This window comes from Rhodopirellula europaea 6C (assembly GCF_000338295.1).
Lineage (GTDB): Bacteria > Planctomycetota > Planctomycetia > Pirellulales > Pirellulaceae > Rhodopirellula > Rhodopirellula europaea.
In genome coordinates this window covers 1-16,324 of the sequence record NZ_ANMO01000027.1, presented here as the reverse complement: position 1 = coordinate 16,324, position 16,324 = coordinate 1, and the positions used below count along the sequence as shown (strand labels likewise).

Annotated in this window: 13 protein-coding genes; 8 read left to right on the top strand and 5 right to left on the bottom strand. The window is 55.7% G+C overall.

Translation table 11 applies throughout. The annotated features are described in order from the left end of the window. Window positions 1-279 precede the first annotated feature (279 nt). The 3 genes from RE6C_RS33410 to RE6C_RS02330 form a co-directional block, all read right to left on the bottom strand. Window positions 280-348: a DUF1589 domain-containing protein gene (locus RE6C_RS33410; protein ID WP_144054635.1), complete on the bottom strand. Its 69-nt coding sequence runs from the start codon at window positions 346-348 to the stop codon at window positions 280-282. 150 nt (window positions 349-498) lie between these two features. Beyond that, on the bottom strand, window positions 499-678 hold the full coding sequence (locus RE6C_RS02335; RefSeq protein WP_008653487.1) for a hypothetical protein: 180 nt from the start codon (window positions 676-678) through the stop codon (window positions 499-501). After that, a complete protein-coding gene (locus tag RE6C_RS02330; RefSeq protein ID WP_008653481.1) occupies window positions 675-1,805 on the bottom strand; it encodes a DUF1559 domain-containing protein in 1,131 nt (376 codons plus the stop codon). Before RE6C_RS02330 ends, RE6C_RS02335 begins: the two co-directional genes overlap by 4 nt. Window positions 1,806-2,071: 266 nt before the next feature. Between RE6C_RS02330 and RE6C_RS02325 the strand changes: the two genes are divergently transcribed. The 4 genes from RE6C_RS02325 to RE6C_RS02310 are packed head-to-tail and all read left to right on the top strand — an operon-like array spanning window position 2,072 to window position 6,939. Continuing rightward, on the top strand, window positions 2,072-3,922 hold the full coding sequence (locus RE6C_RS02325; protein WP_008653480.1) for an FAD-dependent oxidoreductase: 1,851 nt from the start codon (window positions 2,072-2,074) through the stop codon (window positions 3,920-3,922). After that, complete coding sequence (locus RE6C_RS02320; protein ID WP_039961003.1) at window positions 3,922-4,941, top strand: DUF4405 domain-containing protein; 1,020 nt, start codon at window positions 3,922-3,924, stop codon at window positions 4,939-4,941. Before RE6C_RS02325 ends, RE6C_RS02320 begins: the two co-directional genes overlap by 1 nt. Continuing rightward, window positions 4,938-5,531: a sigma-70 family RNA polymerase sigma factor gene (locus RE6C_RS02315; protein ID WP_008653478.1), complete on the top strand. Its 594-nt coding sequence runs from the start codon at window positions 4,938-4,940 to the stop codon at window positions 5,529-5,531. Before RE6C_RS02320 ends, RE6C_RS02315 begins: the two co-directional genes overlap by 4 nt. Continuing rightward, window positions 5,518-6,939, top strand: coding sequence for a FecR domain-containing protein (locus RE6C_RS02310; RefSeq protein ID WP_008653476.1), 1,422 nt, complete (start codon window positions 5,518-5,520; stop codon window positions 6,937-6,939). The genes RE6C_RS02315 and RE6C_RS02310 overlap by 14 nt, the downstream gene beginning before the upstream one ends. 274 nt (window positions 6,940-7,213) lie before the next feature. On the opposite strand, the gene RE6C_RS02305 is transcribed toward RE6C_RS02310, so the two are convergent. Both RE6C_RS02305 and RE6C_RS02300 read right to left on the bottom strand, forming a co-directional pair. After that, window positions 7,214-8,599 (bottom strand): DUF1552 domain-containing protein, encoded by a 1,386-nt coding sequence (locus RE6C_RS02305; protein WP_008653475.1) that lies wholly within the window; start codon window positions 8,597-8,599, stop codon window positions 7,214-7,216. A 15-nt stretch (window positions 8,600-8,614) separates the two neighbouring features. Continuing rightward, the gene (locus RE6C_RS02300; protein WP_236617883.1) at window positions 8,615-10,549 is read right to left on the bottom strand and encodes a DUF1588 domain-containing protein; all 1,935 of its coding nucleotides are present in this window, start codon (window positions 10,547-10,549) and stop codon (window positions 8,615-8,617) included. 233 nt (window positions 10,550-10,782) lie between these two features. On the opposite strand from RE6C_RS02300, the gene RE6C_RS02290 reads away from it, so the two are divergent. The 4 genes from RE6C_RS02290 (at window position 10,783) to RE6C_RS02275 (ending at window position 16,099) form a co-directional block, all read left to right on the top strand. Continuing rightward, window positions 10,783-11,448, top strand: coding sequence for a PH domain-containing protein (locus tag RE6C_RS02290; RefSeq protein WP_008653469.1), 666 nt, complete (start codon window positions 10,783-10,785; stop codon window positions 11,446-11,448). Further along, entirely contained in the window at window positions 11,445-13,073 is a 1,629-nt protein-coding gene (locus RE6C_RS02285; protein ID WP_008653468.1) for a PH domain-containing protein, read from the top strand. Before RE6C_RS02290 ends, RE6C_RS02285 begins: the two co-directional genes overlap by 4 nt. 132 nt (window positions 13,074-13,205) lie before the next feature. Further along, window positions 13,206-14,225 carry an ABC transporter ATP-binding protein gene (locus RE6C_RS02280; protein WP_008653466.1) on the top strand — a complete coding sequence of 340 codons (1,020 nt, stop codon included), beginning with the start codon at window positions 13,206-13,208 and terminating at the stop codon, window positions 14,223-14,225. Continuing rightward, window positions 14,222-16,099 (top strand): ATP-binding cassette domain-containing protein, encoded by a 1,878-nt coding sequence (locus RE6C_RS02275; protein ID WP_008653464.1) that lies wholly within the window; start codon window positions 14,222-14,224, stop codon window positions 16,097-16,099. The genes RE6C_RS02280 and RE6C_RS02275 overlap by 4 nt, the downstream gene beginning before the upstream one ends. Window positions 16,100-16,324 lie beyond the last annotated feature (225 nt).

Below are 16,324 nucleotides of genomic sequence, written 5' to 3'. Positions count from 1 at the left end.
TTCTCTGTCGACGTAGGCTAGGTTCCACCTGGCTGGGTGACTGGCCGGAGTTCCGCGAACTCGCGGATGAATGACTAATTGCCTCGCTTTGTTCCAAAGCATCGGCTTGGTTGCCAGGTGTGACCTGGCCTACGCGAATGCACGTGGCTGGATTTGCCAGAATTCAGATGTTCCGGTTGGGGCGTCTGGGCCTGTTGCGTGGTGGTTCTTTGTCGACGTAGGCCAGGTTCCACCTGGCGAGGTGACCGGACGGAGCCACGCGGACTCGCGGATGAATGACTAATCGCTTCGCTTTGTTCCAAAGCATCGGGTTGGTTGCCAGGTGTGACCTGGCCTACGCGAATGCATGTGGCTGGTTTCGCCAGAATTCCGATGTTCCAGTTGCGTCGCATCCGAATTCTTGGCGAATCCGGCTACGGCAAGATTGCTTCTCCTTCGAACCAGCGGTCATCTCGTTCACAAAGCACCGAGATGATCGCCGGTTCGAAGCAGACGTTTCTATTCGCCTTTGCTTTGCGCTTCAGCAATGGCTTCGTCTTGCGCTTCAATTGCGGCCCAGTCGATGTCATCGGGGGCCGTCAACTTCTGTGCTTCACCGCTCTCGGGTGAGCATGCGGGCAAACTCAACATGCCCAAAGCGAAACACAACATTGCGATCGTTCGTGTGAACTTCATCATTCGAATCCTTCAATCGTTTCTTTCGAGGAAATGGATCCCAAAGCTCCCCACAATCCGTAGGGGCTCTTTTGTCCAACGGTGCCATAGTTCTTTGAGATGCTCTGCGCCTGTTGGTTGCCCGCTTCGATGGAATCGGTGACGAACTTGACCGCACCGTCCGCCAACAAGACATGCACGCCGCCTTGATGGTGACTGGCGGAACTGAAGACGCCTGATTGCCACGATGTTCCCCATTGCATCGCACAGGTTGGGGAATTGGGTGGCAGGACGGTGTTCATGCCCGTGATCATCAAGTGGTAATTCCACCAACGTCCGCCGCGAGAAGTGCCGCCGCTGTTCCACAGCGTGACGCTGCTCTCGATGAATTGAGGGCGTTGTGGATCAACCACTGCGGTGCAGATGGTCAAGTCGGATCCCATCGAGTCATCGTTCGGAAAGTACGTGCGATTGACGACGGATCCACCCACGCTGCGGTCGCCAAGATCGGTCATGATTTCAGCCATCGCGATGGTGTTCGATAGTCCATCAAGTACATCACGGAACTTGCGTGGAGTGTCTCGCATGAACATCCCGCGAAACACTCCCCGGTCAGCGTACTGGTTCGACGGTGGATAGCCGATCCGCAGGGTGGCGTCGCCATGGCAGAACGCGTAGTTCGACATTCCGGTCCCCAGTGGTGACATGCCTGGATCCGATGGGCATCGAAACGCCGGGGTTTGCATTTGGTACGGATCGTACTCGTTCAAGTCGACCCAAGGACGTGGACCGAAAGGCGGCCACAAACCAGCGGAAGTGGCATCCGTTGCAGTTTCGCCGGGTTCGGGCATCAACGGATTGGACATCATTTCCCACAAACCCTGCTGCTCCAGGAACGGCAGCAGACCAATGTTGGCACTGAGCTGTTTCAGAGCTGCTTGCTGAGGGCCGGTGCCGTTGGGTGGCAACCGATTGAAAGCTGCGTGGTAGTTGTGCAGAGACAACCCGATCTGTTTGAAATTGTTGCTGCAAGACATCCGCCGAGCAGCTTCTCGAGCCGATTGAACGGCGGGCAGCAACAGCCCAACCAAAACACCGATGATCGCAATGACAACCAACAGCTCGACGAGCGTAAACGCATGACGCTTCATGTCTGTTTTCACAATACGCTTCCTTTCAATAAACGAACAATGACCGTGCCACCTGGAACGCGGCACCAGATACACGACGAAACTCGTGCTTTTGCTCAGATAGAGGGGGGGAATCTTCGTTTTGGACACAATTTTCGCATAAAAGACCGAATAGGTTGTTTTAGTTGTCCAAAAGGAGCCGGCTTGGACTCTGTGGTTGCATGAATCCGACGAACAACGTCGCTGATTCGATCCATTGATTTCCATCTTGCGACACCAGAGAAACGATGAAAAACAACCAAATTGGACGGCGTGGCTTCTTGCGAGTGGTCGGAGGAGCGGGCGTGCTTTCCGCCACGGCTCCCGGCTACATCATGGGAAGTGAACGTTTGTCTTCGGAGGCGAGTTCAGCGGCCGAAGGCGTCTTGGTCGAGGCCAGCCAATTCGACGATTTGGGTGGCTGGAAACTGGATACTCAGCACTACCAGCAAATGGGCGGCTGTTATCTGCTGGCCCATGGCATGGGAAAGCCGGTTGCCAACGCGAGCACTCATGTGGCTCTTCCTGCCGCTGGAACTTGGCACGTTTGGGTGAGAACTCGAGATTGGTGCCAGGGCGAATGGAAATCTCCGGGGCGGTTCAATGTATCGGTCAACGATAAAAAGCTGACGCCGGAGTTTGGGACGGAAGACACGAAATGGCATTGGCAAAAAGGTGGTGCCATCCAGATCGATGACCCGGCCAAAGTGAAGATCAAGCTCGCTGACCTCACCGGTTTTGATGGTCGCTGTGATGCGGTCTATTTCTCCAAGTCGTCCTCGCCAACGCTGCCCAACGACGCCGCGGAAGTGGTGGCTTGGAAAGATCAACTCACCGGTCGTGCCGAATTGGAAGTCAATGAACTCGAGTTCGACTTGGTCGTTGTCGGCGGCGGCATTTCAGGTTGTGGTGCGGCCCTCGCGGCTCGTTCGCAAGGATTGAAAGTGGCGTTGATCCAGGACCGGCCGATCTTTGGTGGCAATGCGTCCGAGGAAGTTCGTGTCCATACGTTGGGAATCCACGGTCGTGCCGCTGGGATCCTGAAAAAGATCGATACGGAACACTATCCCAATGGCAGCGCACTGGCTCGCAAGGACCAAAAGAAGCGAGAAGCCGCCATGGCCGCATCGGGCGTCGAACTTTTCGCGGGACACATCGCGTGTGGACTGTCAAAGAACGATGGCCGCATTGAAAGCGTGGAAGCCAGAGAGGCGTCCTCCGGTCGTTTACAACGTTTTTATGCTCCCGTCTTTGTCGATGCGACCGGTGACGGTTGGCTGGGATATTGGGCAGGAGCCGAATACCGAATTGGCCGCGAATCGCACACGGAGTTCGGTGAAGCATGGGACAAACACGGCGATCTTTGGAGTCCTGAGATTCCCGATAAACGTGTGATGGGAACATCGGTGCTGTGGAATGCCGAGAAAACAAACCAACGCAGCACTTTTCCCGATGTGCCTTGGGCCATGCCGGTGGCAAAGGATCACGAAGCGACTGCAGGGGAATGGTACTGGGAATACTCCAACAACGATTTAGACCAAATCGACGATTCGGAAACCATCCGTGACCACATGTTGCGTGCGATCTACGGATCGTTTGCAAATGCCAAACGCCATCCCAAGAACGCACCCTGGACCTTGGAATGGGTTTCGTTCGTTGGTGGCAAACGCGAATCACGGCGTTTGATGGGCGATCATATCTACACGATGAAAGATGCCGCTGAACGACGCGAATTTGAGGATGCGGTGGTGGTGGAAACGCGCGAGATTGACTCACACTACCAACAAGTCTTGCAGGGCAATCCGGTCGACTTCTTGTCCAAGGCGTTGTTCTACAAAACCGGTGGTGAATACTTCGTTCCGTTCCGAAGTCTGTATTCGAAGGACATCGACAATCTGATGATGGCCGGACGCTGTTTCAGTTGTTCCCACATTGGATTGGCTGGACCTCGCGTCATGAACACTTGCGGGCAAATGGGAGTTGCGACCGGGTACGCCGCTTCGTTGTGCAAGGCCTACCAAACAACGCCTCGAGAAGTCGGGCAGAAACATGTCCGAGAACTCCGCAGTCTGATCGGCTTTGAGGATCGCTCGTCCTGATGAGACACTGGGTCAATCTTGCCTTGCTCTTTTCTTTCGGCACCCTGATGGTCACCGGGGTGCTGGCGTTCACGCTGCCGTTTTCGCAGACCAACACGCGATTGCATGTGGTCTCCGGGGTCGTGTGTGTCGCCTTGGTGGCAAAGCACGTGTTGAGCCGACTCACCTACTTTCGATCCATTGCATCGAGGCAGTCAAAAGCGATGGGGCTGATGCGCAAGGCTAGCGTGCTTGGATTTTGGGCGGTGGTTCTGGTGGCCTCGGTTGCCGCGGTCCCGCCTACCAATTGGTTGATGGATCAAAGCTATGAGACTCGCCAGCGAAGCCAGATTGTGCGGGGGTCTTCGCTGGTGGGCTTTGGCGAATTGTCGCCGCATCAGCGGATTGTCGTGAGAAAACCCAAACGAGAATCGGACGCGATGCTTTCGATTCATCTTGGTTATTCAACGTCGCTGGATCGCCTGCCAGCGACGGCGGTTTGGGTGGAATCCACAACCGGCACCATGATTGAGACGTTGTACTTGGACGAAGGGCTTGCCTACAGCGAAGTCGTTCCACGCAGCACTTCTTCCAGCGATGGATCCGTGCTTCGCCGAAGCGATGTGCTTCCGATTTGGCGGCACGCCTACACAATGGTCTCCGGGGTCGATCCCAATGGGGAAGTCGATGGATTGACGGGGGCCACCAAGAATCACAGTTTCGAATTGGATCAATCTCTTCAGCCGGGGAAAGGCAATCGGTTTGTCGTTTGTGTGGAATTCAATCTGCCGGGCGATTCAAACGATGAGTGGCAAGAACGCGAGTGGGGGCAACCATCGTTGCTGTACACGGCGCTGATTGACGTCGATCGCGAGAGTCCTCATGCGATCTTGGAATTGACCGGGCACGGCGGGGCATCCGAAGGCGACGGCAATATTCGCTATGACTTGGAAAGCATCACCACCGCTCGCAAGATTGCAGACCTGTTTCTAGCGAAACTGGATCTGCCACACTCAATGGCAACCGAAACAAAGGAATGAGCTTCCAAGCAAACGACGCTGTGAAGGAATCAACGCAACAACTGATGAGTAACAACGACCAGGCAACGACCGAATTCATTCAGCTACTGACCGAGTCTCAACGCTCGCTGTTTTACTACATCCATTCGCTCATCCCCAATCGAACGGACGCGGATGAAGTGCTGCAGGAAACCAACCTCGTACTTTGGCGAGAGTTCGAACGATTCGAACCAGGGACTAATTTTCGGGCGTGGGCGTGCACGGTGGCGCTCAATCAAGTCCGAGCTTTCACGTCGAAGCGGCGGGCCAAACGACCCCACTTCGATACCGAGACCGTGATGTTGATTTCCGAGCGGCAAGAGAAACGGTCGGCCTATTTGCAGCGTCGGTTGGATGCGTTGGAAGGTTGTGTTCAGAAGCTACCCGAACGCAAACGAGTGTTTGTGGAACAACGTTACCGGCAGGGTGTGCCAGTGGAAAATATCGCAGAGGAGATGGGCTCCAGCGTGGATGCCGTTTACAAAATGTTAAGCCGTATACGTGAGGCACTTCACGCATGTGTTGACCGCACTCTTTCCCTTGAAGGAATTCGCTCCAATGACCCAGCGTGAACGATTTGATCAGTTGCGAGACGCGTTTTTGGATGGTGTGGCGACTCAAGCGGAAACGGAGGAGCTGCAAACAATGCTGCACGCCTCGGATGATTTGCTCGATGACTACATCGAACACGCCAACCAAGACGCAGCGTTGATTTGGAATGGCATTCCGGAGCACCCGTTGCCCCCTGTTTGCCCCGCCGAACCAGCCGCTGGTTTGTCTCGGCTAACCCGCTACCTGCCTTTGATTGCCGCCAGTCTCTTGTTCGTTGCGGCGGCGGGCTGGGAATGGATGACGATGCAGCCGCGATCCGTTGCGACGATCCTTTCGTCAACCGACTGCCATTGGGGCACCGGGACTTTGCCGACAACGGTGGGACAAGAACTCACATCAGGACGCTTGCGTTTGATTTCAGGGATCGCGGAATTGCAGTTCCCTCGTGCGACAGTTTCGATGGAAGGACCAGTCGATATCGAACTGATCTCAGCGGAACGTTGTCGTCTGCATTCGGGCAGCATTGTCGGGTCGGTCAGCGAAGGCGGTGAAGGATTCGTGGTCGAAACACCTCGGGCGGAGATCACCGATCGTGGAACCAAATTTGGTGTCTTTGTCGACAACGTCGGTGACGCTCGTTTGGATGTGATGGAAGGAAAGGTCGATGTCAAACATTTGGGAACGGGACGTCAATTGACTCTGGAAGGAACCAGTCGAGCGTTCGCTTCCGTTCATGCGTTGGAAACGTTTGCGCCGAAGCAGAAAAGTGGGGGCGAGCAGAACGGCGTGTTGCCTGCCTCTTCCGACAAAGTCATTCACATCAGCTCTGCTTACGGCGATGGTGACGAGGGCGATGTCACTTCAGGCGAACGGCGAGAAGGCGACTCCTTTCCCACACCCGATCATGTGCTGTTGGTCAAGCGTGCTGATAGCGAACCTCATTGGAATCGAAAGGCGTTCATTCGATTTGATCTGACGGGCTTTGACATATCGGAGCTGTCGAGCGTGGAGCTTCGGCTGGAGGGTGTCCACACGGGGATGGGGTACACGTCCTTGTTGCCTGATTCCACCTTTCGCGTTCACGGTGTGAAGCCGGAATACAACACGGATTGGAATTCCAAGACTCTCGATCGCAACAACTTTCCCGGCAGGAAACCAGAGACTCATCAACTTGATCCGGACAAAGTCGAGCTGCTTGGTGAGTTCGTGATTCCACAATCGAAACCGCAAGGACAATTTGTGATCGCCGACCCGCGGTTGCTGCAGTTTGTGCAAGACAACTTAGGATCCACACCGACGCTGGTGATCACCCGGCTGACTTCCGTGAATCAGACCCAAAGCTACGTGCATGGATTCGCCAGCCGAACCCACCCAACCGCCAGCCCGCCAACGCTGCGATTGCACGTCAAGCAAACGACCACGGACTGAAGTCGCTTGGTGTCCAGTGCATGTAGCAGGACTCACCAGAATTCAGACGTTTCAGTTGCTTCTCGACCGAATTCTTGGCGAATCCGGCGACGGCGCGTGGCGGCGTTCAGTCGACATCGACGAAGGCCAGGTTCCACCTGGCGAGGTGATTGGCCGGTACGCCGCGAATTCGAGAACGCTGGTTAAACCGCCTCGCTTTGTTCCAAAGCATCGGCAGGATGCCAGGTACAACCTAGCCTACGTGGCTATAGGTAGAAGCGTTGATATCACTGAATCAGGCATCCGCCAATTCGGTGAGTTCTGCTTCGCTGTCGCCGAATCGTTCGAGATCCAATCCGTAGCGTTTGGCCATCGACAAATACAAGTTGCAGACGGGGACTTGGCCTTTGGCAGCGATGTGACGACCGGGCTGGATCGTGCCGCCGCCGCGACCGGCCAGCAACAACGGCAGGTTGTCTGGGTCGTGACGGTTGCCGTCGGAGAAGCTGCTCCCGAACATGATCATGCTGTTGTCGAGCAGCGTTGACTCGCCTTCCTTGACCGCTTTCATCTTCCGCAGCATCCGAGCGAATTGTTCGGTGTGCCAACGGTTGATGAGTTGGTACTGCGAGATTTTTTCTTCTTTGTTCTCGTGGTGCGAAAGCTCATGGTGCCCGCCATGAACGCCGTCGAGGAAGCTGAACGAGCGACCGGACACATCATTGGCAAACATGAACGATGCGACGCGAGTCGAATCGGTTTGGAACGCGAGCACCATCATGTCTAGCATCAGATCGATGTGCTGGCGAAAGTCGCCCGGAGTTCCGGTCTCGGGAATCTCAAGTGCGTGACCGCTGACAATGCGATCGCGTTCCGCTTCGTAGCGTTCTCGGTGGCTTTGGTCGCGTGTGGCAAACTCGATTCGCTTCTCGACTTCGCGGACTGAATCCAGGTACTCGTCCATTTTGAACTGATCGTCGCGGCTGAGTTTGCCGCGAACCAAACGAGCGTCTTCCAAAACGTAGTCCAGCAAGTTCTGGTAGGACTTTGCTTCCGGAGTGCTGGTCTTCATCCGTTTGCCAAACAGACGCTCGTAGACCACGCGAGGGTTGATGGCTTTCGCGATTGGCCGCGTTGGTGATTGCCACGAGATATGCGATCCATACAAACGCGTGTATCCGACGTTGCTGTCGATGCCGCTGATCACCGGATCGATGCCCAATTCCAATGATGGCAGCGGTGTCTGATCGCCGACTTTTGCCGCGATCAATTGGTCAATGGAAATTCCGCCACTACTGATATCCTTGCCGGTGGTTTTTGCGACCGGCATGCCCGTTAGGTAGTTGGCTGTTTTGGCGTAGTGTCCGTCGCCACCGTGGGAGTGTTTCTTGTCGAGCCCAGAGAGTACAAGGAAATCATCCTTTAGATCCGCGAGCGGTTCGAGCGAAGGTGACAGTTCGTAGTCGGTTCCTTCGGACTCAGGAACCCAATCTTTCTCCCAGACGCCATTGGGGAAATAGAGGAACGCGGTGCGAAGCGGCGGTTGCGGATCGCCATTTTGCGAACCCGATGCGTCCGGTTTGGCAGCGGCCATGGTTTCTGCCATGGATGCCATCCACGGCAGCCCCAGCAAGACTCCGCTGCCACGCAGGAAGCGACGACGAGGAATGGGCTTTTGCATGATCAACCTAACGGTCTATGGGTTGGCAGGTTTGAAATAACGATTGCGAAACGGATAACTGGTCACGATTGTTTCCAGGATCACTGTGGCACGCTGGTCGTTGGCATCCAATGCTTCCAACGATTCATCGACGACACACTTGTCGAACTTATTGAGCGATCGGCCAAGAGCGAATCCGTACAACTTCTTGACGAAGTGCTTTTTGAATTCACCACTGCGACGCAACAACAATTGTTTGAGTTCTTCGGGACCGGAGAACGTTTCCCCTGAAGGAAGCTTGCCGCTGGAGTCGATCGATTGGCCGTCTTGTTCGGTTCGCCAGCGACCGATCGCGTCAAAGTTTTCGAGTCCAAAACCGATTGGATCCATGCGGTTGTGGCACGCGGCACATTGAGGATCCTTGCGGTGGATTTCCAGTTGTTCGCGAAGCGTTGCCGCGTGGTCGGCTTCGGCCTCTTCCAAAGCGGGAACCCCTGGTGGTGGCGGTGGCACTCGCCCGCCGAGTACTTCTTCCAAAACCCAACGGCCGCGCAACACGGGGCTGGTTCGGTGTCCATACGATGACCTTGTCAGGACGGCGGCGAGTGTGATCACACCACCGCGACGACGATCCGAGAGTGGGATGCGTTTCCACGTTTCCGAGTCATCGGTTTGCGTCAGGCCTTGTTCGGAAGCATCCAGGCCGTAGTACGAAGCAAGGGTCGAGTTGGCATGGATGGAGTCCGCATCGATCAATTCCATCATCGGGCGATCGTCTCGAAACACGTTCCAGACCGTTCGCACGGCTTCTTCACGCATGTCCTCGGCCAAGCGTTCGTCAAAGTCTGGGAAGAGTGTCGTATCGGGTTTGGACTCACCTTCGAATTGCGAGAGCCCCAACCATTGCAAACCGAAGTTCTCTCCCAACGCCCGCGAACGGTCATCGGCGAGCATGCGGTGCATTTGCGAGATGATCTGTTCGTCGGTTGCCAGTTCGTTTGCGTCCGCAGCCAACATCAATGTTTCGTCTGGGATGGATGACCACAGGAACAGGGCCAACCGAGTTGCCATCTGATGCGGCGTCAGTGGTTGAACGCCACCGGCTTCGGATTCCGTTTCGACGACAAACAAGAAATTGGGTGACACCAAGATCGCTTTGAATGCATAAGCGGTCGCTTCGCGGATTGGCATTCCCGATTGCTGGGAGGCGTTCATCAACGTCATCAATCGGTCGACTTCAGAACCATCGACGGGGCGTCGCCACGCGCGGCGGGCGAATTGGTTGATCGCCTCGCGTGCATCGGCCTCGCTGGTGATGTTCGTCAGCAAACCGCCAGCCAAAGAAGACTGTCCGCCCGCATTCAAAGCATCTGTGATGACTTGGTTGGACACCGCCAAGTACTGTTCGATGTGCAACGCCGATGTGAAGAGTGCGTCGCCAGCGGTATCGAACCCTTCGCCGCCGGACCCGTCCGAAGGAACTTGTAACGATTCATCAACGGGCATTCCCACCAGGTCTCGAATGGCGTTGAGATATTCCGTTCGAGTCAGCCGGCGGCTCATCACGACGCCTCGGTACCAAGCCTGGGTTTCTTCGTTGGCCAGTCGTTCGCACTCGTTGTCATCCGGTCGTGAATCGAACCATCGATGAACGAGTGCCTTTTGTTCATCGTTGAGTTGCGGGCTGCCTTCAGGTGGCATCTCGTTCAGTCGCACGCGTTTGGCGACTTCTTCCCAAACGGTGGCATTTTTCTGCAGCTTTTCGCTCGCACCGAATTGTTCCAGGTCAAAACCTTCGGCATCCGCGCCCCGATGGCACTCCGAACAGGCCTGATCCAAAATCGGATAGATTGCGGTTTCGTATTCTTTTCGCCAGGCTGCGAATGGATCGTCATCCGCGATCGACAAAATGGGCGCAGCAACACAGGCGGCAAAAACGACGCAGCGGAACAGAAAACAGGCGAGTGGCATCGCGGGGAACATCGGGGGATGCTCAGTCGGCTGGAGGTGGGGCAAATCGCGGCACTGGTAGAATTGTCCGCGGGCGGGAACCTCAGTCTAGCCAATCCGGTCTCAACGTCCAACTTGAATGAGCCCGTCGATTCGACAAACACCCGAAGATTTTTTCTCATCCACACTGCTACGATGATCAACGCACGGAGTTGCCATGAAGGCGACTCGCCCACCGAAAGCGACATCACCCGATGAACACCGAGCCCGCTCCAAACGCCAACGAGGAAACGATCACTGAGGGCGAACCAGTTGTTCTCAGTGAGACGTCTGGCTCGACCGAAACGAACGCCACAGAAGTCCTCTCGACCAACGAAGCAGCCACCCAAGCTCCGTTGCCGACTGATTCGACGTCTTATCAATCGTTGCCGATCGAGGCACTCAAGTTGGACCGGTTCCAGGGCGGGATTTTGATTGCCGTCGTGCTGGTGGGTTGTCTTGTTGGCTTGATCGTTCCCATGTTCTTTGCGTCAGCGACGCTCGACGTATGGGCGTGGGCTGTGGCTGGTTGCCTGCTGCTTCTCGGCCTTGTCGTTTACGCGGCGTGGTTCTATCCAAAGGCCGCGCACCGGTGTGCGTCGTGGAGAATCAGCGAACACGGCTTGGAAATCCGGCGAGGCGTCTGGTGGCGTCACCGAATCGTGATTCCGCATTCGCGAATGCAGCACAGTGACATCGAACAAGGTCCGCTGCAGCGGATGTACTCACTCGCAACCCTGGTCATTCACACAGCGGGAACAAAGAACTCATCGGTCCAACTTGAAAACTTGAAATCGGAAACCGCCGAGCAATTGCGAGACGCTTTGACTGGTGGTCGCTGGGACATGCACACACCGCCTGAATCACCGGTGACACCATGAGTCCAGAACCGAAACCGCTGCATCCGATTTCGATTGTTTTTCAAACCGTCGCAATCTCAAAGCACACCATCATCCCGCTCGCACTTGTCGCCTGGAATGGATCTCAATCGAATTGGTTGGGGTTCATTGGTGCCTGGGGCTTTCTCGGCATGACGATGGCGGTGTTCGCCGTGATCGGATTCGTTCGGTACTGGTTCTATCGTTACCAGTTGGCGGATGCAGAGTTGGTGGTGACGTCGGGCGTGTTCTTCAAATCTAAACGCAACGTTCCGGTCGCTCGCATTCAGAATGTCGATCTCGTTCAAAACCTATTTCATCGCATCTTTGGCGTGGCGGAGGTTCGAGTTGAAACGGCCAGCGGAACAGAACCCGAAGCGATTTTGAAAGTTCTTTCTCGAAACGAAGTCGAATTGCTGCGAGAGCAAATCGAATCGGCTCGCAAAGGCGTGTCTTCTGAGGCGGCAAGCCAAGCTGCGATGGGAACGTGGGCCATCCCCGAATCAGCGACTTTGACAAACGGACAGCCGGCAGCGATCACGGCGCCCGTCTCCGCATCGACAACCTTGCTGCAGATTCCGCTGAAGTGGTTGGTTCAAGCGGGATTGGCCAGCAACCGTGGTTTCGTGATGGTCGGGATCGTCATCGGGATCCTTTCGCAGCAAATGGGCAATGACAACCAGTTTGTTCTCCGGATCGTGAGAAACATACCGTCCAGTCGCGAAATGGAGATCGCTCGATCACAGGCCAACTGGTGGGAATCTTGGCTGGTTTGGGTTGGAGCGTTGGTTCTCGTCCTCGTGTTGATCCGTTTGCTGGGGATCGCCTGGTATGTGCTTCGGTTCCATGGGTACCGTTTAGAACTGCGAGACGAAAACTTGCATCTGTCATGTGGATTGCTGACGAAAGTTTCAGCCACGGTTCCGCGACGTCGCATTCAGTGGATCAGCATCTATCGCTCGCCGTTGCTGCGATGGATGAAACTCGCATCGATCCGAATTGAAACCGCGGGAGGTGCCGGCAAGCAAAACGAAGACGCGGCGACGACGGTCACTCGTCGCTGGTTCGTACCAGTCATTCCCGAGTCACTTCTGGATGAATTGGTGGAACAACTGCGACCGGGACTGGAATGGTCGGAGAGTTCGCTGGAGTGGCAATCGCTCGACCGACGGGCACTCAAACGGATGCGGCGGAAATCCAGTCTACGGGCTCAGGGCATCAGCATCCTCGCCGGTGGTCTGGCGTTTCTATTGTTTGATTTTCCGTATGCGTGGACGCTGGGGGTGCTGGTCGCCGTGGTTCTGATTCCGCTGAACATTTGGGTTGCTCAGCGTCGACATCGTCACTTTGGATTCGCTGAATTGCCATCGGGAGAAGGCGTCGTCATTCGCGAAGGATTTTGGGATCGAAAGGTGAGCTGCACGTTCTACGATCGAATCCAATCCGTCAGTTGTTCGGAAACGCCATTTGATCGCCGCTGGGACATGCAAACGCTTCGAATCGACACCGCGGCGGCTGGTCCAGCGGACCACGTTTACAGACTGCCCATGTTGCCGCGTCCAATCGCCAGCGAATTGTTTGATCGCTTGTCGAGCAAAACGTCGCGAATCGAGATGGTTTGGGACTGATTCACCCAATTTGCGGGGGAATCGCAAAAGCGTGTTCGCTGAGGGTGGGTGCCGCCTCGCGGGATTGCAAACTGTCCTTACAATAGCCGGTTTTTGCGACCGCAATCGCACCTCTTCCTGCAAGTCCAACTCATGTCGATCATTGAAGTCCGCGATTTGACAAAGAAGTATCGCGTTTACCAAAAACGCGAAGGAATCGGCGGCAGCATTCGCGGATTGTTAAAGCGAGAATTCCGAGAAGTCACCGCTGTTCGTGGGATCGATCTACAGGTCGAGCAAGGCGAGTTTGTCGCTTTCTTGGGACCCAACGGTGCCGGCAAAACAACGACGCTGAAATTGTTGAGCGGAGTCATTCAACCGACCTCGGGCACCGCCAGCGTCATGGGCTATGTCCCGTGGGAACGCAAGGATGGATACCGCCGCCGGTTTGCTTTGGTGATGGGCCAAAAAAATCAACTGTGGTGGGATTTGCCGGCCCGCGAATCTTATCGGTTGCATCAGCATATTTATGGGATTCCCGAAGGCGAATTCAAAACGCGTTTGGATGAGATCAGCGATCTGCTCGACGTGACTCGTTTGCTGGATCAACCCGTTCGAGAATTGTCGCTCGGGGAACGCATGAAGATGGAACTGATCGCGGCGTTGCTGCACAGTCCCGAGGTGTTGTTCCTGGACGAGCCGACGATCGGCCTGGATGTGATCGCCCAACACAACATTCAAAAGTTTCTTCGTTACTACCAAGAAAAACGCAAGATCACGATCTTGCTCACCAGCCACTACATGAAGGACGTCGCGGCACTGTGCCGTCGTGTCGTCGTGATCGCTCAAGGCACCATTCAGTACGACGGTTCGCTGTCAGGCATCGTCGACAAATTCAGTGGTTACAAACTGGTCACGCTGCAATTCGCGGCGTCGGAGAACCTGACCCGGCCGGAACGTCTCGGCGAAGTGGTCGACGAAAATTGGCCGAAGTTGACCTATCGCGTTCCGCGGGCCGACGTGCCCAAGCTGCTGGCTGAAACATTGCGAGATCATGCAATCGAGGACGTGGTCGTCGAAGACCCGCCACTCGAAGACGTGATCGCAGACCTCTTCCGTGAATCCATGGACGATTCCACCAACGACGCTACCGAAAGCACCGCGACAGTATGATTTCACTGGATGATTTGACCATCGGTTTTCGCGGCCCGGCTTTGCTGGACGGGGTTTCCGCACGTATCGAACGAGGGCAACGAATTGGTTTGCTCGGTCGCAATGGAGCGGGCAAGACGACGCTGCTGAAGATGTTGTCGGGCGACGTCACGCCGGACAACGGGCAAGTGATTTTGGACCCGAATGTTCGCTTGGCTCGGCTGACTCAGGACGTTCCGCAAAACGTCAAAGGGACCGTCCAAGACATCATGACGTTGCCAGCGGAAGAGTTCTCGAAAATGGGAACGACCGCCGGGTTGGGAACGGCGCTCGGACCGACCGACCATGGCACCTGGGAACCATGGGAGATCGAGCAAAAGATCGAGGAAACGCTTTCGCGGATGAATCTGAATCCGTCGACGGCGTTCGAAAGTTTGTCCAGCGGTATGCGGCGACGAGTGTTGTTGGCGCGTGCCATCGCCAGCGAACCTGACATGCTGTTGCTCGACGAGCCGACGAACCACTTGGACATCCAGTCCATCATTTGGCTCGAAGACTTCCTGAGTCGATGGTCGGGCACGCTGATGTTCATCACTCACGACCGGTCGTTTCTGCAATCGCTCGCCAACCGAATTTGGGAAATCGATCGCGGTCGTTTGTTCGATTGGACATGCGACTACCAAACGTTTCTGCAACGCAAGGCTGCCGCCTTGGATGCGGAAGAGAAACAAAACGCTCTGTTCGACAAACGTCTCGCTGAAGAAGAAGTCTGGATTCGGCAGGGCATCAAGGCTCGCCGGACACGCAACGAAGGCCGTGTGCGGGCGCTGAAGGCGATGCGGAACGAGGCCAATCAACGGCGCAGCGTCGAGGGCAAAGCCAAACTCAATCTGCAAGTCGCTGAGCGCGGCGGTGCGTTGGTCACCAAGCTCGACGATGTCTCGTTCACTTACCCCGGAACCGACCGAGTGATCATTCGCGACTTCACATCGTTGATCATGCGTGGAGACAAGATCGGAATCATCGGGCCCAACGGAGCTGGTAAGTCGACGTTGTTGAAGTTGATCTTGGGCAAGCTGGAACCAACGTCGGGTTCAGTGCGATTGGGAACCAATCTGAAGATCGCCTACTTCGATCAATTGCGCGACACGCTGGATCCAGAGCTCACCGTTCAAGAGAACGTCGGCGAGGGCAGCGACAAAATCCAGGTTGGCAATGCGACCAAGCACATCATGGGCTACTTGCAGGATTACCTGTTCACGCCCGAGCGAGCTCGGACTCAGGTCAAGTTTTTGTCCGGTGGAGAACGCAACCGTGCCTTATTGGCCAAGCTGATGACTCAGCCTGCTAATGTTATCGTGCTGGACGAACCGACGAACGACTTGGATGCCGAAACGCTGGAGTTGCTCGAAGAGCAACTGGTTGGATTCGATGGCACGTTGTTGATGGTCAGCCACGACCGGACGTTTTTGAACAATGTCGTGACCAGCACGTTGGTGTTCGATGACGATTCCGATCCGGGAATCGTCAACGAATACGTTGGCGGTTACGACGAATGGGAAGCGGTTGCCAAGCGACGACGCGCTGAATCGGGTGCGGGAAAAGCGAGCGGCAAGAAGGCGACTTCAAATCCGGACGCCAAGAAAAGTGCCGCTGCGAAGCCTGTCGCCAAGGCGGTCGCGCTTTCGTACAACGATCAACGCGAATTGAAGTTGTTGCCAGGGAAGATCGAGAAACTCGAGTCCGAGATCGCCGAAATTCACAAAGAGATGGCGGCTCCGGAGTTCTATCAATCCGGTGGCGATGTGATCGCCCAAAAGAGCGAAGAGTTGAAGGCGAAGGAAGAGGAACTCGCTCAGGCGTATGAACGTTGGGAAGCTCTTGAAGGTCATTGAGCACAAACGCAGCACCAGAGTAGAACAGTTGTCCCCAACTGTTCCGTCGGGCAGCGATCAACTTCCAAGTCTCATCGCAACCCAGTCCACTTCCAACCGTCCGCGTCACACGACGCAACAACGAGGCCTCTCCCACGCCGGCCCCGTCCGGGGCGACCTTTCGTTTTCCGCGATCGGTCTCGGGGCTTCCGCCCCGAGCTAAGGACGTCGGCCCCGTCCGGGGCG